19 protein-coding genes, 1 other RNA gene and 1 pseudogene are annotated in these 19,007 nt (G+C 30.7%); 8 read left to right on the top strand and 13 right to left on the bottom strand.

All coding sequences use genetic code 11. The features are described 5' to 3' along the window. Nucleotides 1-25: 25 nt before the first annotated feature. Nucleotides 26-982 carry a glycosyltransferase family 2 protein gene (locus C8N26_RS07740; protein ID WP_120186786.1) on the bottom strand — a complete coding sequence of 319 codons (957 nt, stop codon included), beginning with the start codon at nucleotides 980-982 and terminating at the stop codon, nucleotides 26-28. A gap of 79 nt (nucleotides 983-1,061) precedes the next feature. Next, nucleotides 1,062-1,583, bottom strand: coding sequence for a DUF4199 domain-containing protein (locus C8N26_RS07735; protein WP_120186785.1), 522 nt, complete (start codon nucleotides 1,581-1,583; stop codon nucleotides 1,062-1,064). Between the two features lie 176 nt (nucleotides 1,584-1,759). Here C8N26_RS07735 and ffs point away from each other — a divergent pair. Next, nucleotides 1,760-1,858: signal recognition particle sRNA small type (gene ffs / locus C8N26_RS07730), an RNA gene on the top strand. A gap of 20 nt (nucleotides 1,859-1,878) precedes the next feature. Here ffs and xerD read toward each other — a convergent pair. After that, a complete protein-coding gene (gene xerD / locus C8N26_RS07725) occupies nucleotides 1,879-2,802 on the bottom strand; it encodes a site-specific tyrosine recombinase XerD (protein WP_120186784.1) in 924 nt (307 codons plus the stop codon). 96 nt (nucleotides 2,803-2,898) lie between these two features. Here xerD and C8N26_RS07720 point away from each other — a divergent pair, with 96 nt between their 5' ends. Continuing rightward, nucleotides 2,899-3,402, top strand: coding sequence for a hypothetical protein (locus tag C8N26_RS07720; protein WP_120186783.1), 504 nt, complete (start codon nucleotides 2,899-2,901; stop codon nucleotides 3,400-3,402). Nucleotides 3,403-3,498: 96 nt separating this feature from the next. Further along, a complete protein-coding gene (aroQ, locus tag C8N26_RS07715; RefSeq protein WP_120186782.1) occupies nucleotides 3,499-3,915 on the top strand; it encodes a type II 3-dehydroquinate dehydratase in 417 nt (138 codons plus the stop codon). On the opposite strand, the gene C8N26_RS07710 is transcribed toward aroQ, so the two are convergent. Together C8N26_RS07710 and C8N26_RS07700 are read right to left on the bottom strand one after the other, a co-directional pair. Next, nucleotides 3,892-5,076 (bottom strand): lipoprotein N-acyltransferase Lnb domain-containing protein, encoded by a 1,185-nt coding sequence (locus C8N26_RS07710; protein ID WP_120186781.1) that lies wholly within the window; start codon nucleotides 5,074-5,076, stop codon nucleotides 3,892-3,894. The genes aroQ and C8N26_RS07710 overlap by 24 nt on opposite strands. A 72-nt stretch (nucleotides 5,077-5,148) precedes the next feature. Beyond that, nucleotides 5,149-6,126 (bottom strand): YheT family hydrolase, encoded by a 978-nt coding sequence (locus C8N26_RS07700; RefSeq protein ID WP_120186779.1) that lies wholly within the window; start codon nucleotides 6,124-6,126, stop codon nucleotides 5,149-5,151. Between the two features lie 99 nt (nucleotides 6,127-6,225). On the opposite strand from C8N26_RS07700, the gene C8N26_RS07695 reads away from it, so the two are divergent. Then, complete coding sequence (locus tag C8N26_RS07695; protein ID WP_211327794.1) at nucleotides 6,226-6,978, top strand: CDP-alcohol phosphatidyltransferase family protein; 753 nt, start codon at nucleotides 6,226-6,228, stop codon at nucleotides 6,976-6,978. Nucleotides 6,979-7,515: 537 nt separating this feature from the next. Here the strand turns inward: C8N26_RS07695 and lptB are convergent. The 4 genes and pseudogenes from lptB to C8N26_RS07675 form a co-directional block, all read right to left on the bottom strand. Next, a pseudogene (gene lptB / locus C8N26_RS07690) lies at nucleotides 7,516-8,250 on the bottom strand (LPS export ABC transporter ATP-binding protein); the annotation flags it as partial. Between the two features lie 87 nt (nucleotides 8,251-8,337). Next, nucleotides 8,338-8,685: a carboxymuconolactone decarboxylase family protein gene (locus C8N26_RS07685; protein ID WP_028891915.1), complete on the bottom strand. Its 348-nt coding sequence runs from the start codon at nucleotides 8,683-8,685 to the stop codon at nucleotides 8,338-8,340. Continuing rightward, nucleotides 8,660-9,481: a twin-arginine translocase subunit TatC gene (gene tatC / locus C8N26_RS07680; RefSeq protein ID WP_028891916.1), complete on the bottom strand. Its 822-nt coding sequence runs from the start codon at nucleotides 9,479-9,481 to the stop codon at nucleotides 8,660-8,662. The genes C8N26_RS07685 and tatC overlap by 26 nt, the downstream gene beginning before the upstream one ends. A gap of 1 nt (nucleotide 9,482) precedes the next feature. After that, nucleotides 9,483-10,454: a KpsF/GutQ family sugar-phosphate isomerase gene (locus tag C8N26_RS07675; RefSeq protein WP_120186778.1), complete on the bottom strand. Its 972-nt coding sequence runs from the start codon at nucleotides 10,452-10,454 to the stop codon at nucleotides 9,483-9,485. A gap of 143 nt (nucleotides 10,455-10,597) precedes the next feature. Between C8N26_RS07675 and C8N26_RS07670 the strand changes: the two genes are divergently transcribed. The 3 genes from C8N26_RS07670 to C8N26_RS07660 are packed head-to-tail and all read left to right on the top strand — an operon-like array spanning nucleotide 10,598 to nucleotide 13,828. Then, nucleotides 10,598-12,796, top strand: coding sequence for an ATP-dependent DNA helicase RecQ (locus C8N26_RS07670; protein ID WP_120186777.1), 2,199 nt, complete (start codon nucleotides 10,598-10,600; stop codon nucleotides 12,794-12,796). Nucleotides 12,797-12,809: 13 nt separating this feature from the next. Then, the gene (locus C8N26_RS07665) at nucleotides 12,810-13,235 is read left to right on the top strand and encodes a VOC family protein (RefSeq protein WP_120186776.1); all 426 of its coding nucleotides are present in this window, start codon (nucleotides 12,810-12,812) and stop codon (nucleotides 13,233-13,235) included. Then, nucleotides 13,235-13,828, top strand: a complete 594-nt coding sequence (locus tag C8N26_RS07660) for a YdeI/OmpD-associated family protein (protein ID WP_120186775.1) — start codon at nucleotides 13,235-13,237, stop codon at nucleotides 13,826-13,828. Before C8N26_RS07665 ends, C8N26_RS07660 begins: the two co-directional genes overlap by 1 nt. On the opposite strand, the gene C8N26_RS07655 is transcribed toward C8N26_RS07660, so the two are convergent. The 4 genes from C8N26_RS07655 to porX all read right to left on the bottom strand — a co-directional run bounded on the left by C8N26_RS07655 (nucleotide 13,825) and on the right by porX (nucleotide 17,526). Beyond that, complete coding sequence (locus C8N26_RS07655; RefSeq protein WP_028891920.1) at nucleotides 13,825-14,196, bottom strand: hypothetical protein; 372 nt, start codon at nucleotides 14,194-14,196, stop codon at nucleotides 13,825-13,827. The two genes, C8N26_RS07660 and C8N26_RS07655, sit on opposite strands and share 4 nt — an antisense overlap. 84 nt (nucleotides 14,197-14,280) lie before the next feature. Beyond that, nucleotides 14,281-15,477, bottom strand: a complete 1,197-nt coding sequence (locus tag C8N26_RS07650) for an alanine dehydrogenase (protein WP_120186774.1) — start codon at nucleotides 15,475-15,477, stop codon at nucleotides 14,281-14,283. Between the two features lie 4 nt (nucleotides 15,478-15,481). Beyond that, nucleotides 15,482-15,895, bottom strand: coding sequence for a tRNA (adenosine(37)-N6)-threonylcarbamoyltransferase complex ATPase subunit type 1 TsaE (gene tsaE / locus C8N26_RS07645; protein ID WP_120186773.1), 414 nt, complete (start codon nucleotides 15,893-15,895; stop codon nucleotides 15,482-15,484). Between the two features lie 83 nt (nucleotides 15,896-15,978). Then, complete coding sequence (porX, locus tag C8N26_RS07640) at nucleotides 15,979-17,526, bottom strand: T9SS response regulator signal transducer PorX (protein WP_120186772.1); 1,548 nt, start codon at nucleotides 17,524-17,526, stop codon at nucleotides 15,979-15,981. Nucleotides 17,527-17,712: 186 nt separating this feature from the next. On the opposite strand from porX, the gene C8N26_RS07635 reads away from it, so the two are divergent. Continuing rightward, entirely contained in the window at nucleotides 17,713-18,945 is a 1,233-nt protein-coding gene (locus tag C8N26_RS07635; RefSeq protein WP_028891924.1) for an HD domain-containing protein, read from the top strand. Nucleotides 18,946-19,007 lie beyond the last annotated feature (62 nt).

Genomic DNA, 19,007 nt, shown 5'->3' with positions numbered 1-19,007 from the left:
ATAAAAAACGTACAAAGGTACGAGTTTAAAAATTCAGTTGTTTTTTAATTTTATAATGTTTTTGTTGCGGATTACTCTTGATAATTAGCTCACCTAAGAATCCTGCTAAAAACATTAGAGTTCCTAAAATCATGGAAGTTAAGGCTATGTAAAACCAAGGATTATTTGTAACGAGTATTGCTTTTATTCCGACAGTAAGGTGGTATATTTTCATCACCCCAATAAAAAAGGCAGATAAGAATCCGAAAATAAACATTAAAGTTCCCCATAAACCAAAAAAGTGCATAGGGCGTTTACCGAATTTAGATAAAAATGAAATAGTAATTAAGTCTAAAAAACCGTTTACAAAACGATCCATTCCAAATTTGGTAACTCCATACTTACGAGCTTGGTGTTGTACTACCTTTTCATCAATACGATTAAATCCTTCGTTTTTTGCCAATACAGGAATATAGCGGTGCATTTCACCACTAACTTTAACTGCTTTGACAACTTCATTTTTATAAGCTTTTAATCCACAATTAAAATCGTGTAATTTTAGTCCTGATGTTTTACGAGCGGCCCAATTGAAGAGTTTAGATGGAATATTTTTAGTAATTACGTTATCGTAGCGTTTTCTCTTCCATCCAGAAATTAAATCGAAATTTTCTTCTGTAATGAGCTTATATAATTCAGGAATTTCATCTGGACTATCTTGTAAATCAGCATCCATGGTAATAACCACTTGCCCTTTTGCTAGACCAAAACCAGCATCTAACGCTTGTGATTTTCCATAGTTTTTTTGAAAACGAATTCCTTTAACTGATTTGTTTTTAGCTGATAACTCTTCAATAACATTCCAAGAAGTATCTGTGCTACCATCATCAATAAAAATGAGCTCGTATAAAAACTGATTGGATTGCATGACGTTTGCAATCCAATCGTGTAACTCGTGTAAAGACTCTTCTTCGTTAAGAAGAGGTATTACTACCGATATATCCATATATTTTATTCAATGTTTAAAAAGGTAAAGTTACGAAGTATTACTTTTATGTAAAACTTTAACCTGTCTAAACTATGTTTTAATATTGTTCTTCTTCTGTTTTTTTCATGATAGCACCTCCAATTGCAGAAATAATAAATCCAAAGAAAGCTGAAACAACAATTGATACTGGAATTGTTATTACTGGGCTACTAAATTTTTCGGCCATGGCTTCTGAAGCTTCAATTTGCTCATCGCTCATACCTGCATCTAGCCATGCTTGTTTTTGTACTTCCATCATTTGAACTTGAAAATCTGGCTCAATAACATTAGTAAATAGTAATGTGTAAACGGTAGTAATAACAGCGCTAATAACAGCAATACCAACTCCTACTTTTAAAGCTTGACCAAAGGTTAAAAAATCATCATTATCAGCTTTAAATTTTTTGATTCCTAAAATGATGATAGCAACCATTGCGATGAAGCTAATAATTCCACTTAACCATCCAAACTTAATTAGGGTACCTGTAGCATAAAATGCTAAATGAATAAAAACTCCAATAATACCTAGATACAATCCGTAGTTTAAAATAGTGCTTTTGCTGTTTGCTTGATTTTCCATTGTGTAATTTTAGTTAGTGATACAAATATATTCTTTTTTAATGTTACGTTTATTTTATCCTGTAAAAAGGAAAAAATATAAATAACAAACTATTAGTATTCAAAAACTTAGAAATGTTACAGATTTTTTATGCAAATTTTGTTGTTTTTTACGAAAAAATGGTTGTAAATTTGCACAGGCAAGTCCTACACAACCAGCTCCCTTTGAATCCCCCAGGGCGGGAACGCAGCAAGGGTATTAGGTCGTAGCGGTGTGATGTAGGTAGCTTGCCTTTTTTTGTATCCGATAGTTTCGTTTATATTTCCTCTTCATTTAAATTAAAACCACTTCTAGGGTGATGTTTTTCAACTACTTTTTTGAGAAAACTAGTATCTAAATGCACATAAATCTCTGTAGTAGTAATACTTTCATGTCCTAATAACTGTTGAATAACACGTAAATCTGCTCCGTTTTTCAGTAAATATGTAGCAAAAGAATGTCTCAATGTATGTGGACCAATATTTTTTTTTAGATTAATTTTTTGAGCTAATTCTTTTAAAATAATAAAAATCATTTGGCGAGTTAACTTTTTACCTCTACGATTAAGAAAAACAGTGTCTTCATCTTCCTTTTTAGGCGTAATTTGAGATCTGATTTCATTAATGTAAAAGTTCAGCCTATGAATAGTGGTAATATGAATAGGAACAAAACGATATTTATTTCCTTTTCCAAGAACTTGAATATAACCTTCATCAAAAAATAAATCAGAGAGTTGTAGATTTATTAATTCACTTACACGAAGACCGCAACTGTAAATAGTTTCTATAATCGTTTTATTGCGTTCTCCTTGTGGATGACTTAAATCAATTGCAGCAATTAACTTATCTATATCTTCTTTTTCTAACGTATCAGGTAGTTTTCTCGTAATATTTGGGCTTTCAATTAAATCGGTTGGATTGTCTTTTCGATAGTCTTCAAAAACTAAATAATCAAAAAAACTACGAAGTCCAGAAATTAACCGAGCTTGACTACGAGCATTGATATTTTTACTAGTTTCATAAATAAATTGTTGAATAGTTTCTGTAGTTATATGAATTGGTGAAGGAGTGTTTTCTAGATTTTCAACAAATAAAAAAAGTTTATTTATATCCCTTGTATAGCTATCTATCGAGTTTTTTGAAAGGCCTCTTTCAATTTTTAAATAATTAGCATAGTCGTAAATAGTTTGATTCCAGTTCATTATTAAAAAGAGAAATGTTTTTTTAAAAAAATATGATAAAAAATAAAAATACAGTTATTTTTGCTGCTCAAACTTAAAATTATAAATTTAAAAATTATGAAAAAATTATTATTAGTAATTGCTATGGTTGCTGCAGGTTTTACAGCTAACGCACAAGAGGCTAACGGACAAACAGCAAAAGGAAAGTGGTTAATTGAAGCTAATACTGGTTCTTGGACTACTGGAAATACTTCATTTTCATTAAGATCTATAGATGGTAATACAGCATGGTCTATTGGTGCAGAAGGAGGTTATTTTGTAGCTGATGATTTAGCTGTAAAAGTAGGACTAGGATTTGCAGATGATGGTTTTGATAGCGAATTTGTTTATAAAGTTGGTGCAAAATATTATATAGCAAGTCAGTTTCCAGTAGGTGTAGATTTTACAGGTGTTTCTCCTGATGGAGGAGACAGTGTTAACTTTATTGGTTTACAAGGAGGTTATGCTTGGTTTTTAGGAGATAACGTGAGTGTTGAGCCTGCATTAAGATATAATGTGGCTTTAAAAGATGGACAAGAAGGAGCTTTCCAAGCTTTAATTGGTTTCGCATTACACTTCTAAGAAGTATTTTAAAATAAACTTTAAAAAGGAAGCAAAATTGCTTCCTTTTTTTATACAAGAAAGTTAAAAAAGCTATTTTTACCATAAATACTAGAGATGAAAAAAATAATCATAATTAACGGACCAAACTTAAACTTATTGGGAAAACGAGAGCCTACTATTTATGGTTCAAATTCTTTTGAAGATTTTTTTAATGAGTTGAAAGATAAAAATAAGACAGTTGTATTAGAATATTTTCAATCGAATATTGAAGGAGAAATAATAGATAAACTACATGAAGTTGGTTTTGATTATCATGGTATTATTCTAAATGCTGCAGCCTATACACATACTTCTGTAGGTATTGGTGATGCTGTAAAAGCAATTGATACTCCTGTTGTTGAAGTGCATATTTCTAATATACATGCTCGTGAAGAGTTTCGTCATGTAAGCTATATTGCTCCGAATGCTAAAGGAGTTCTTTTCGGGTTTGGTTTACAAGGGTATGAATTAGCGCTTCAAAGTTTTTTGTAAATACCAGTAACGAATCCCTAGTAATATAAACAAAGGAGTCATAGGGTAGGTATATAACTGTATTTTAGTTAGCCAAACAACAGGAATTAAAACTAAAAAAATCAATAAAATTTTCACATAAATGTGAATCCATTTAGGAGGGTTTTCTTTCAGTAAAAAGAAAGCTACCATTAAATTAGGAGCAAACGCCCATAAAAAGTTGAAGTTGTTAGGAGCAGTTGAATGATTAGTAAAGAACCATAAAAAAACAATTAACAAGCCAAAAGTTCCTGTTATAAAAAACAAAATAAAGTCAAGCCATTTGCTTCTTTTTAAGTTTTTCATGTTTTTGTAAGTAATAAATATTCCTAATAAAGAAAAAAGTAATATTGCTAAAAACGGACTAAAAGCATCACTTTTTGCTTCTTTTTCTTCAAAATCGAGTAAAATATTTGACTTTTTAACTAAGTTTTCTTCTTCTCTACCTTTCATTATTTTTGAAGTTTTTAAAGCTTCAAAAACATAATCGGGTAGGTATAAATATTCTATTGGAGAAGCAATTTTATCCAATTTACTACCCAATGCAATATTAATTCCTAAACTTCCCCATGTATTAGGGTTAATTTCTTTGTTCATTAACTGCCTTAGTGATAAATTCTCCGAAACAAAATCATCTTTAAAAACTAAATTATCACCAGTAATTTTTTGAATAATATCACGAGGTCTGGTAGCACAATTGTCAAAAAAAGGATCATAAAAGTAACTTGCGTTTTGAGGAAGTGCATTGTTTTCTAGAAACTTAAAAAACTCATTTTGTTGTTGTTGTGTTAAGTTTAGAACTTGTTCTTTAACCCAACGACCATCTTGTTGTGCACTTTTTAAGGATAAATAAAAAGGGTAGCGAGCCAATTTATATTTCATAAATCCTTTTGTGAAATTGATATAAAAATTAGGGTCTTCAAAATCAAAAATACCGTAGTTGTAGATTAAATCAAGTTGTAAAACAGGATCTTTTACACGAACCGCTGTATGACCAAATTTTTCATATAAAGCTTCTCCAGGCCCCGAAGTAATAACACTAATTTGAGAGAATTTTGATAAAGTTAAGGTATTCGTGTTTTGAGAAAATCCTAAATTAATACTTAGTAAAGTAAGTAAAATAAACGCAATTTTTTTTATCATCATAAAAAGCTAAACTACATGAGTGTTTTACAAATATCATAAAACCGATTCATATAGTTATAAATTTTTAGGTTAATGTTTTATTCCAATGGTTTCTTCAATAAATTGAGCAATACGTTTTTCTAACCAATCATTCGCAGTATGGGTAAAAGATGATATAAAACCAACATGTCCACCGTAATTAGGGGTTAATAAATAAAAATTGTTCATGTTTTTAGCTTCTTTAAGAGGATAACATTCTTTAGATAAAAAACTATCATTTAAAGCGTTTATAAGCAATGTTGGAACTTTTATTTCAGAAATAAAAGGTTTTGAGCTTGCTTTTTGCCAATAATCTTCAGAGCTTTCAAATCCAAAAACAGGTACTGTGTATTGTTTTTCTAAGTGACGGAATTTACTTGCTTTAAGTAATAACTCTTTGTTAAGCTTAAAATCAGGAAATTTTTCTGCCTTTTTTAAAAGTTTTAATTTCATTGTTCGCAAAAACTCATTCAGATATATTTTGTTTTTTAGTTTGTTTAATTCAGCTTGTGAAGAGGTTAAATCAACAGGGACAGAAACAGCTACACCTCCTTTTACTTCTGAAGGAATATCAATAAATTCGCCTAAATATTTCAATGTTAAGTTTCCTCCTAAACTAAATCCGACGATTATAATTTCATCATAACTGTAATTTTTACTAAGATATTTGATGACAAAATCAACATCATCAGTTTTACCGCTATGGTATGTTCCTAAAAGTAAATTGTCTTCTCCACTACAGCCTCTTAAATTCATACAAACAGTATCAAATCCTTTTTTATTAAGGTAGTTAGAAGTGGTAATCATATAGTTTGATTGTGAACTTCCTTCTAATCCGTGAATTAATAAGACTAAGGATTTTGAACCTACAAAAGAAAAATCTAAATCTATAAAATCAGCATCCCAAGTTGTTACTCTTGTTCTATTATACACTATTGTGTTTTTCATAAATAAAGGACGATATATTGTGTTAAAATGCCCACTTTTAAAAGGTAGGCTAGGTGAAAATATGTTTGAAATAATTGGCATAATACTGCGTTATAGCTTTTAAAACAAATATGACAAAAAATAGCTAAAACATAAAACTCATCAAATGATTTCTTATTTTAGCTGTAAATTATGAACACTATGAATATCAAAAAATATATTCCAAATTTATTAACTTTAGGGAACTTGTTATGTGGTACAATTGCTACTGTTTTTGCTATTAAAGGAGATTTTTTTGCAACGGCAATTTTAGTAATGACAGGAATTCTTTTTGATTTTTTTGATGGATTTGCAGCACGTATGTTAAACGTACAAGGTGAACTAGGAAAACAATTAGATAGTTTAGCAGATATGGTAACGAGTGGTGTAGTACCAGGAATTGTAATGATGCAAATGTTGGTAAATGCGTTTGATGTTGATGCAGTTGGGTATTTTGGAGTTGATACATACGGGGCTACAGGTAGTAACTTACCATACTTAGGATTGATATTAACACTAGGAGCAGGCTATCGTTTGGCTAAGTTTAATATAGACGAACGTCAATCGGATAGTTTTATAGGAGTGCCAACACCTGCAATGAGTTTGTTTGTAATTTCATTACCATTAATAGCTCAGTTTGATAAAGAATCATTTTTTATAGGTTTAATAGAGAATCAATATTTTTTATTGATTATAACCGCATTATTTACATATTTAATGAATGCTGAAATTCCATTATTTTCTTTAAAGTTTAAGAATTTCTCTTTTAAAGATAATGTGATAAAATATGTGTTCTTAGTGTTGTCAGTAGTGTTAATTATTACGTTAAAGATAGTTGCAGTGCCAATGATTATTCTTTCGTATGTAGTTTTGTCTTTCGTAAATAATTCAGATAAAAAACTTTCATCAAAATAATATTAAAGAACTTCAAAATAGAGGAGTGAAATCATAAAAAAACACGTTGATATCAACGTGTTTTTTATTTTAATTACTTTTTTCAGGATTATAAATATCCATTATAAAATGATAATTGTCTAAGGATAGTTTATCTTCTGCAAAAGGTTTACTTATAAGTTTGTTTTTTGAATAGTCTCCGTCTTTGAAGATATCCCAATTTTCATTATTTCTATTAGTCAATATAACTTTATTAGTGTCTATTTCAAAATTACACCAATCGTTATAGTTGGCTATTTTTCCGTAACTGTAATCAGAAACTTTAATATTTCCTTTTACCTCTATATTTTTAATATCAATACAGATGTTGCAGAAATCAACAAAGTTTGTTTTATCTGAAGGTATTACAAGGAAAGAACTGGTATTTCCTTTTCTTCTATATAGTTTGAATCCTTCTTTTAAGTTATGATTATGATAAACTTCTGAAAAAGAGGCTAAAATATCATCTTCTTTAGCGTTTTCAATTATAAAATGATTTTGAGTAATGGCATGATTATTCTCAAAATTCTTCTTCTTTAACTCAAAATCTTTTCCAAGATATACTTTACGAACTGTTTCATCTTCAGCTAACTCTTCAGGTGTCCCTTCTTTTAGGATACCTCCATTATACATTAAATACGTTCTATCAGTAATGGCTAAAGTTGCTTGTACATCGTGATCTGTAATTAAAATTCCGATGTTTTTGTTCTTTAATTGAGCAACAATTCCTTGAATATCTTCTACGGCTATAGGATCTACACCTGCAAAAGGCTCATCCAATAAAATAAATTTAGGATCAGAAGCTAAACAACGAGCTATTTCAGTTCTACGGCGTTCTCCACCTGATAATAAATCACCACGATTTTTACGAACATGACCTAAGCTAAACTCATCAATTAACTCTTCTAAGCGTTGTTTTCTTTCAGCTTTGGTTCTGTTTGTAAATTCTAAAACAGACATGATGTTATCTTCAACAGATAATTTTCTAAAAACAGAAGCTTCTTGTGCTAAATAACCAATACCTTTTTGAGCACGCTTGTACATTGCATCGGTAGTTATTTCTTCGTCATCTAAATATATATGACCGTCATTAGGCTTAATCATTCCAACAATCATATAAAAAGAAGTCGTTTTTCCTGCTCCGTTAGGGCCTAGTAGCCCGATAATTTCACCTTGCTCTACTTCTAAAGAAATACCCTTTACAACTTTTCTATTACCGTAAATTTTTTGTATATTATCTGCTCTTAATTTCATTTCTTATAGTTGAAAGTGGAATTGTTTAAAAGTGTAAATGTAACAAAACAGTTTCTTAAAACATTCTTAAACAATTACAGGATAAAGTTAGGCTTCGTTTTCTAAAGCTTCCCAAAACTCTACAGCTCTTCTTAGGTGAGGAATAACAATGGTTCCGCCTACTAAAGTAGCAATACTCATTGTTTCCATCATTTCTTCTTTGGTAACACCATTTTTATAAGCAGTTTCTAAATGGTAGGCAATACAATCGTCGCAGCGTAATACAGCAGAAGCAACCAATCCCAATAACTCTTTGGTCTTTACTGATAAATGACCTTCTGCATAAGCATTCGTATCTAAATTAAAAATACGTTTGATTACTTTATTATCTGATGCTAAAATTTTCTCGTTCATTTTTGAACGGTACTCGTTAAACTCTTGGACTTTTTGAGACATATTTTTGTTGTTTTTTTATTACGAACTTTGAGATATAAATGCTAATCTCGTATAAAATCATGATAGGAACCGATACTATTATTTGGCTAGCAACATCAGGAGGTGTTATAATGGCAGATAAAATCAGCACAACAACCAATGCATGTTTACGGTATTTTCGTAAAAACTCAGGAGTGATTAATCCTATTTTAGAAAGGAAATAAATTACTACAGGTAACTCAAAAAATACAGCAACCCCTATAAGAGTATTAGTTATTAAACCTATATAAGCATCAACTTTAAAGTTATTTTGGATAGCATCTGATATTTCAAAATTGTAAAAGAAATAAACTGACATTGGTAAAATAACGTAATAGCTAAATAAAACTCCTAAAAAGAATAAGAAAGAAGAAGTAAAAATAAATCCTTTAGATTTTTTTCTTTCATTTTCATGAAGACCAGGAGCTATAAAACGCCATATTTCCCACAGAACATAAGGAAAAGCAACTACAAAACCTAAAATTAATGAAGACCAAATTCCTGTCATTAATTGTTGAGTAGGGTTTAAAGCTTGTAGTGTTTGATTAAAACTGATATCACAAAAACTACTATCTATTCCTATAGTAGTGAATGTTTTACAGAAAAATTTATAAGTAGCGAAATCAGGCTTTAAATGAGCCAATAAAATTTCATTAAATACAAAGTTGATATTTGCAAAAATGACGATTGCTACCACAAAAATAGCAGTAAAACTTCTAACCAAATGCCATCTTAATTCTTCAAGATGGTCTAAAAAAGACATTTCTTTTTCTGCCATTTTAGAAAATTCCTTCTTTAATTAAATCGTGTAAATGAACCACTCCTACATAATTATTTTCAACATCTGTAACTAAAATTTGACTAATGTTGTTGTTTTCCATTTTTTCTAAAGCTTCAACTGCCATTGCATCAACATTTATAGTTTTAGGGTTGGTACTCATAATATCAGTAGCAGTAAGTTCGTCTATTTTAGTAGTTTTACTCAACATTCTACGAATGTCTCCATCGGTAATAATACCATTAATTTTACCATTTGTATCAACTACTGCTGTAACTCCTAATCGTTTTTCAGAAATCTCTACGATTACTCGTGTTACTTTATCTGTATTTCTTACTGTAGGAAGTTCATTGTTTTTAATAAGATCAGAAACACGTAAATATAAACGTTTTCCTAAAGCTCCTCCTGGGTGATATTTAGCAAAATCACTACTTGTGAAACCTCTAAGATCAAGTAAACATACTGCTAAAGCATCACCTAAAACTAATTGTGCTGTAGTACTTGTTGTTGGAGCTAAATTATTAGGACAAGCTTCTTTTTCAACAAATGAGTTTAATAAGAAATCTGCATTTTTACCTAAGAAAGAATCTGGGTTGCCAGTAATAGCAATGATTTTATTTTTAGAGTTCTTAATTAAAGGAACCAAGACTTTAATTTCAGGAGTATTACCACTTTTAGAAATACAAATAACAGTATCATCGTCTTGTATGTTTCCTAAATCTCCATGAATGGCATCAGCTGCATGCATAAAAATAGCAGGTGTGCCAGTAGAATTAAAAGTAGCAACCATTTTTGCAGCGATGTTGGCACTTTTACCAATACCCGTTACAACTACACGCCCTTTAGAATTGAAAATAAAATTAACAGCATTTGTAAAGGAGCTATCTAATAAATTTGCTAAATTAGCAATAGCATTACTTTCTAAAAGTATAGTTTCTTTTGCGATTGAGAGAATAGCGTTTGCGTCTTTCAAATTAAAAAAGTTTTAAGAATTTTTAAAGTGTAAAAATAGGAATATTTAAGAACAAAATCTTTTTAATAAAAAGAAAGTTTCGGCTATTTATTGTTAGGATTTTTTGTAAATTAGTTCTCGTTTTTAATTTTTGATATTAGAAGATGAATAAAGAGCAGACGGATTTATATGGATCATTAAAAAAGATCTTCGGGTTTAATAAGTTCAAAGGACTACAGGAAGCTGTAGTAAACAGTGTGTTAGAAAATCATAACACATTTGTAATCATGCCAACAGGAGGAGGTAAGTCATTATGTTACCAATTACCAGCACTAATGAAAGAAGGTACAGCTATTGTGATTTCACCTTTAATTGCATTGATGAAGAATCAGGTAGATGCTATTAGAGGGATTTCTGAAAATCATGGAATAGCTCATGTATTAAACTCTTCATTAAACAAATCTGAGATTGCTCAAGTAAAATCGGATATAGAGTCGGGCATTACCAAATTATTATATGTAGCTCCAGAATCACTCATTAAAGAGGAGTATGTAGATTTTTTAAGGGATCAAAAGATATCTTTTGTAGCGATTGATGAAGCACACTGTATTTCAGAGTGGGGGCACGATTTTAGACCTGAATACCGAAACTTACGTAGTATTATTAAGCAAATTGATAATGTACCAATTATTGGTTTAACAGCTACGGCTACAGAGAAAGTTCAGGAAGATATATTAAAAACGTTGGGAATGACGGATGCAAATGTCTTCAAAGCATCCTTTAATAGAGCAAATTTATTTTACGAAGTACGTCCTAAAACTAAAGAAGTAGAAAAAGACATCATTCGTTTTATAAAACAACGACTTGGAAAATCTGGAATTATTTACTGTTTAAGCAGGAAAAAGGTTGAAGAAATAGCTCAGGTACTACAAGTAAATGGTATTAATGCAGTTCCGTATCATGCAGGTTTAGATGCCAAAACGAGAGTAAAGCATCAGGATATGTTTTTAATGGAAGATTGTGATGTAGTTGTTGCTACTATTGCTTTTGGAATGGGGATAGATAAACCAGATGTACGCTACGTTATCCACCATGATATTCCTAAAAGTTTAGAAAGTTATTACCAAGAAACAGGTAGGGCTGGTCGTGATGGAGGTGAAGGTTATTGTTTAACTTTTTACTCATATAAAGACATAGAAAAGCTTGAAAAGTTTATGGCTAATAAGCCAGTTGCTGAGCAAGAAGTTGGTCATGCATTGTTACAAGAAGTAGTGGGGTATGCTGAGACTTCAATGAATAGGCGTAAATATTTGTTACATTATTTCGGTGAAGAGTTTGATGAAGTCAATGGAGAAGGTGCTGATATGGATGACAATATGCGTAATCCGAAGAAAAAGCACGAAGCAAAAGATGAAGTGGTAACGTTGTTATCAGTTATTAAGAATACTAGTGAAATGTACAAGCCTAAAGAAATAGTAAATACTATTATAGGTAAAGAAAATGCTCTACTTAAGTCTCACAAAACAAACGAACAGCCATTTTTCGGAGTAGGAAAAGCTAAAGATAATCATTATTGGATGGCTTTAATTCGCCAAGTATTAGTAGCGGATCTTATTAAAAAAGAGATTGAACAATACGGGGTTTTAAAAATTACAAAAGAAGGTAAACAGTTTATAAAGAATCCTACTTCTTTTATGATGACTGAAAACCATGTATATGAAACTGCTGACGATGGTACTATTATAACAAATGAAAAGTCAAATGCAGGAGGTGTTGATGATAAGTTGGTAGCAATATTGAAAGATTTAAGAAAAACTGTAGGTAAGCGATTAGGTGTTCCTCCTTTTGCAGTTTTTCAAGATCCATCTTTAGATGATATGGCTTTAAAATATCCAATAGATTTAGATGAGCTATCAAAAGTTCACGGTGTTGGAGAAGGTAAAGCTAAAAAGTACGGTAAAGATTTTGTCGCTTTGATATCTAAATACGTTAAGGAAAATGACATCATACGACCTGATGACTTAATTGTTAAGAGTACAGGAGTAAACTCAGGTTTGAAATTATATATTATTCAAAATACAGATAGAAAGCTTCCTTTAGAAGATATAGCGAGCTCAAAAGGTTTAGAAATGTCTGAGTTGATAAAAGAAATGGAAGCTATTGTATTTTCTGGTACTAAGTTGAATATCGATTATGCAATTGATGATTTATTAGATGAAGATCAACAAGAAGAAATCCATGAATATTTTATGGAAGCCGAAACCGATAAAATTCAAGATGCTTTAGACGAGTTTGATGGTGATTATGATGATGAAGAATTACGTTTAATGCGCATAAAATTTACAAGTGATATAGCTAACTAAAAAAATAAATAATATGCAAGCAAGTACGTATTTACATTTTAATGGAAACTGCAAAGAAGCAATGACTTTTTATGCAGATGTATTAGGTGGAGAAGTAACCATGTTAATGCAGTTTAAAGATGCGCCAGAAGAAGTGTGCAAAAATGTACCTGCTGAGGCCATGGAATTAACAATGCATTGCATGTTAGAAGCAGGAAATATTACTCTTATGGCTTCTGATTATTTGAATGAACACGAGGCTTTTACCCAAGGTAATAATTTTGCGGTTAGTATAAATACTGAAGATGAGGATGAAGCTGTAGCTATTTTTAATGGACTTTCAGAAGGAGCTTTTGTAATGATGCCGTTTGAAGAAGCTTTTTGGGGAGGTAAATTTGGGATGTTACGAGATAAATATGGTGTAAACTGGATGGTTTCATTAGAAGAGCCAATAGCTTAATGAATCCTAAAGTAACAACATATATCAACGATAAAAATACATGGACGCAAGAGTTAAATCTCTTGCGTTCTGTTTTATTAGAAGTAGGTTTTGAAGAGACTGTTAAATGGGGGGCTCCTGTTTATGCTCATAAAGGAAAGAATATTGTAGGGCTTTCAGCTTTTAAAAACTATTGTGGATTGTGGTTTTTCCAAGGACGTTTTTTAATTGATGAACAGAAAAAATTAGTGAATTCACAAGAAGGAAAAACACAAGCGATGCGTCAGTGGAGGTTTTATACAATAGAAGACATTCAGCCTGATTTAGTAAAAAAATATGCTATAGAAGCAATTAAAAACTCTGAAGAAGGAAAAGAGTTAAAGGTAAAAAGGAATACAAAACCTATATTAATACCTGAGAAACTTCAACTAGAATTTGATAAGAATGATAGATTGAAAGAAGCTTTCAATGATTTTTCTTTAAGTAAACAAAGAGAATTTTCTGATTACATAACCGAAGCTAAAAGAGAAACTACCAAACAAAAACGAACAGAAAAAATTATTCCAATGATTTTAAATGGAGTAGGGTTGTATGATAAATACAAAAACTGTTAGTTAATTGTAATTTTATCGATAGTAGATGTAGAATCGCAGCGAATCACATATAAATCAATATGTTTTAAGCTATCTTTTCCAGTAATAAAATACTCGGCACATGGTTTTAAACGAGGTTTACTTTTTCCAAAATCAACATCACCATGAGTTAAAATGGTTGAAATAACAGTAGTATCAACTTTAGAAGTAGCTAATATTTGTTGAGCTTGTTCAGAGAATAAACGCTTTTTTATTCTGATAGTTTTTAAGGTACGAGCATCCATTCCGTAGTCAAAAGAAACATCTTTTCCTTTCCAAATAAAAAGAACTACTAAACTACCTAAGGCAATACCTATTAAATAATAACCAAAACGTTTTAACCACTGCATACTTTAAAATTGAAAAGCAAAAGTAATAACTTATATTATTCTTTTGGTAACATTTTTACTTTATTATATCTAGTCTTTGAAACTTTAGAAAAAGAGTAAGTTAATATCTCTATAAGGTAAGTCAAACCAATCAGCCACTGTTTTATTCGTTAAAATTCCGTGATAAAAATACATACCGTTACGTAAGCTTTTGTCAAAACGAGCAGCATTTTCAAAACCTCCTTCTTCAGCAATTTCTAATAAATATGGAGTGAAAATATTGCTAATAGATACTGATGCTGTTCTTGAGTATCTTGAAGGAATATTAGGTACACAATAGTGAATTACACCATGGTTAGCAAAAGTAGGTTTACTATGTGTCGTAATTTTTGAAGTTTCGAAACATCCACCTCTATCAATGCTAACATCAACAATTACAGCACCGTCTTTCATTTGTTCTATCATTTCTTCAGTAACAACTACTGGAGACCGGTCTTTACCTCTAATAGCACCAATAGCAATATCACAACGCATTAATGCTTTTTGAAGAGTTTTTGGTTGTATTGTTGAAGTATAAATAGGTGAATTAACACAGCTTTGAAGTTTTCTAAGTTTAGTTATAGAATTATCAAAAACTTTAACTCTAGCACCTAAGCCAATAGCAGATCTGGCAGCAAACTCACCAACGGTACCAGCTCCTAAAATAACTACATCAGTAGGAGGAACACCTCCAATATTTCCTAGAAGTAAACCGTTACCTCCGTAAGAAGCTGTCATAAGCTCAGCAGCAATATGCATAGAAGCTATTCCTGCTATTTCACTTAATGATTTTACAATAGGATAAACGCCATGCTCATCTTTAATATAGTCAAAAGCGATAGCTGTGATTCGTTTTTTAGCTAAAGCTTCAAAGTATTTTTTATCTTGTGTTTTAAGTTGTAATGCAGAAATTAATACCGTTTGTGGATTTAACATCTGAATTTCATCTAAAGAAGGCGGTTCAACTTTTAAAACAATATTACAAGCAAAAGCTTCTTTAACATCGTAAGAAATTTTTGCACCAGCATCAGAATATTCTTTATCACTGTAGTTTGCACCATCTCCAGCACCAGTTTCAACAACAATTCGATGTCCGTGGGCTACCAAAGCAGCCACTGCATCAGGGGTTAAACTAATTCGTTTTTCTTCAAAATGGGTTTCTTTTGGTAAACCGATAAACAATTCGCCTTTTTGCTTTTTAATTTCAAGCATTTCGGTTTGTGGCATTAACTGCTCTTTGGTAAAAGGTGAAATAGACCCCATGTAATTAGTTGGTTTTTAATTGAATGTTTCGTTGCCCGTTTTCTAATAAGTTAATTGAGATGGAAACAGTATCTAAAGGTAGTAAATTTTTAATATTTTCTGGCCATTCTACTAAACACCAATTATTACTGTAAAAATAATCTTCAATACCCATGTCGTAAGCTTCTTCTTCATCTTCAATACGGTAAAAATCGAAATGATAAACCGTTTCATTGGTGTTAGTTTTATATTCATTAACTAGAGAAAAAGTAGGAGAACTGGCTATATCTTCAACTCCTAAAACCTTACATAATTCTTTGATTAATGTAGTTTTTCCAACCCCCATTTCTCCATAAAACAAAAGTATTTTATGCGGAGCTGTAGCAACGATTTCTTCAGCAACAGCTGTTAATTCGTTTAATGAATAGTTTTTGTTCATAAAAGCAAAAGTAAAGAAGAAAACTAGTTAATAAAACTTATTGACTAGTAGAATTTACATATTAGTTAATTTTCTTTTTTTTATTACTTCGGGTTGTAAACAGCGCACGGAATAATCATTTCTTCTAACGAAATTCCACCATGCTGATAGGTGTTTTTATAATATTTTACAAAGTGATTGTAGTTATTAGGATAGGCAAAAAACAAATCTTCTTTGGTAAAAATAAACGGGCTGTTAATAGCTACAGTCGGCAAAAATATATCCTTCGGGTTTTTAACTGCGTATACATCTTTATCTTCATAACTTAAACTTCTACCTGTTTTATAACGCAGGTTTGAGCTGATGTTTTTATCACCTATAACTTTGGTAGGATGTTTACAGTTTATCGTACCGTGGTCGGTAGTAATAATTAGTTTTTGGCCTAATTTCTGTGCTTTTTGAATGATATCATATAACGGAGAGTTTTTAAACCAACTTACTGTTAAAGACCGGTATGCTTTATCATCACCAGCCAATTCTTTAATTACTTCCATTTCGGTTTTTGCATGTGAAAGCATATCAACGAAGTTAAAAACAACAGCAGTTAAATCGTTTTGCTTTGTTCCATTGTAATTATCTGCTAAATCTTTTCCGCTTTTTAACGAAACAATTTTATAATATTCATGCTTAATATCTAAACCTAAACGTTTAATTTGATCGTTTAAAAACTCGGCTTCAAATAAGTTTTTACCACCTTCATCAGTGTCATTTTTCCAAAGTTTAGGAAATCTTTTTTCCATTTCAGAAGGCATTAGTCCAGAAAATATTGCATTACGTGCATACTGCGTAGCAGTTGGTAAAATGCTGTAATAAGAGTTCTCTTCTTCCTTTTTATAGTAATTGTTAATAAAAGGCTCTAAAACTCGGTATTGATCATAGCGAAGATTATCTATTACCACCCATAGAACTCCTCGTTCTTTAGATAAATTAGGAACGACATAATCCTTAAATAAAGTATGAGAAAACGTAGGTTTATCGTTGCTAGTTAGCCAATTTTGATATTTCTTTTTAATGAATTTAAAAAACTGAGAATTAGCTTCCGATTTTTGAGATTCTAAAATTTCTAACATTCCAGTATCATTAATGTCTTCTAATTCTAGCTCCCAGTGAACTAATTTTTTATACAACTCACTCCATTCCTCATAGGAGTTAACCATAGCTAAATCCATTGAAATTTTTCGGAATTCTTGTTGGTAATTCGAAGTAGTTTTTTCTGAAACTAAACGAGAATGATCCAGATTCTTTTTTAAACTCAATAATATTTGATTCGGATTTACTGGCTTAATTAAATAATCAGCAATTTTAGATCCAATAGCTTCTTCCATAAGGTATTCTTCCTCACTTTTAGTAATCATTACTATAGGAAGGTTAGGGTTTTTCTGTTTTATTTCAGACAACGTTTCTAAACCTGTAATACCTGGCATATTTTCATCTAAAAAAACAATATCAAAATTATTTTCATCAACCATGTCAATAGCATCAGCTCCGTTAGTACAAGTAGTTACTTTGTAGTCTTTTTTTTCTAAAAATAATATGTGTGGTTTTAATAAATCTATTTCATCATCAACCCAAAGAATATGTATGTTTTTCATCATAATTTTTCATCAAATTTTTACTAAAACAAAATTGTTGTTATAGTAGAACTATACAGTAAATAACGTTTAAAAGGAGTTTTGTTGCGTTTTTAAAAGCTAAAAATACGTTAATTAAACGCTTGTTAATTTGGTTTTGTTGATAAATTATGATTTTTTTGTTTAAAATTCAAGGAATTATACATTTTGAAGAAATCGACAACCAATAAATTAAAGATAATTAACGATCCGATATACGGATTTATCTCTATACCCAACTCACTAATTTTTGACATTATTGAGCATCCATATTTTCAAAGATTACGCAGAGTAACTCAAATGGGGTTGTCAAATTTGGTATATCCAGGGGCTAACCATACACGTTTTCATCATGCGATTGGTTGTATGCACTTAATGCAAAAAGCAGTTCGAGTATTGCGTGTAAAAAATGTAGAAATTTCTGAAGATGAAGCCAATGCTTTATACATTGCCATTTTATTGCATGACATTGGTCACGGAGCTTTTTCTCATGCTTTAGAGCATAGCATTGTAAACGAAATTACTCACGAAGAGATTTCTTTAAAGTTTATGAAAGCTATTAATGAGGAGTTTGACGGAAAATTAAGTTTAGCTATTGAAGTTTTTGAAGGAAAACATCCTCGTAAATTTTTATATCAATTAATATCAAGCCAATTAGATATTGATCGATTAGATTATTTAAAAAGAGATAGCTTTTACACTGGTGTAGCTGAAGGAAATATTTCTTCCGATCGCTTAATAGCGATGATGAATGTGGTAGACAATGAATTGGTAATAGAACAAAAAGGAATTTATTCTGTTGAAAAATTCATTATTGCACGTCGTTTAATGTATTGGCAGGTTTATTTACACAAAACAGGATTAGTAGCAGAGAGTCTATTAGTTAGCATATTAAAACGAGCAAAGGAGTTAGCTATAAAAGGAGTAGAGTTACCAGCAAGTTCAGCATTAAAATACTTTTTGTACAATGAAATAACTAGTGAAAACTTCACTGGTAAAACCTTACAGATATTTTCGGAATTAGATGACTATGATATTTTTTCAGCTATTAAAGAGTGGAAAAATCATGAAGATTTTGTGTTGTCTACCTTAGCCAAGAAAATTATAGATAGAAATCTTTTAAGGATTGAAATTCAAGAGAAACCATTTTCAGAAGAATATATTGAAAAAAGAAGAAAAAAACTTCAAAAGCTAGTAAATCTAACCGATGAAGAGTTAGAGTATTTTGTTTTTTCAAATAAAATTAAACATCAAGCTTATAATTCAGATAAACCTATAAAAATTTACACAAAAAAAGGTAAGTTAAAAGATATTGCAAAAGCATCTGATCAGCTAAATCTTAAAGCTTTAACTAAGCCTGTTATAAAACATTATTTGTGTTATCCTAAAAAAATAACTTAGACTAATTATTAGAAACAAATACTAATGAAGAGGTAATTGAACAAAAATAATTACTTTTGCAC

The sequence above is a fragment of the Tenacibaculum lutimaris genome (assembly GCF_003610735.1).
Lineage (GTDB): Bacteria > Bacteroidota > Bacteroidia > Flavobacteriales > Flavobacteriaceae > Polaribacter > Polaribacter lutimaris.
This window is presented reverse-complemented; position numbering and strand designations above follow the sequence as displayed.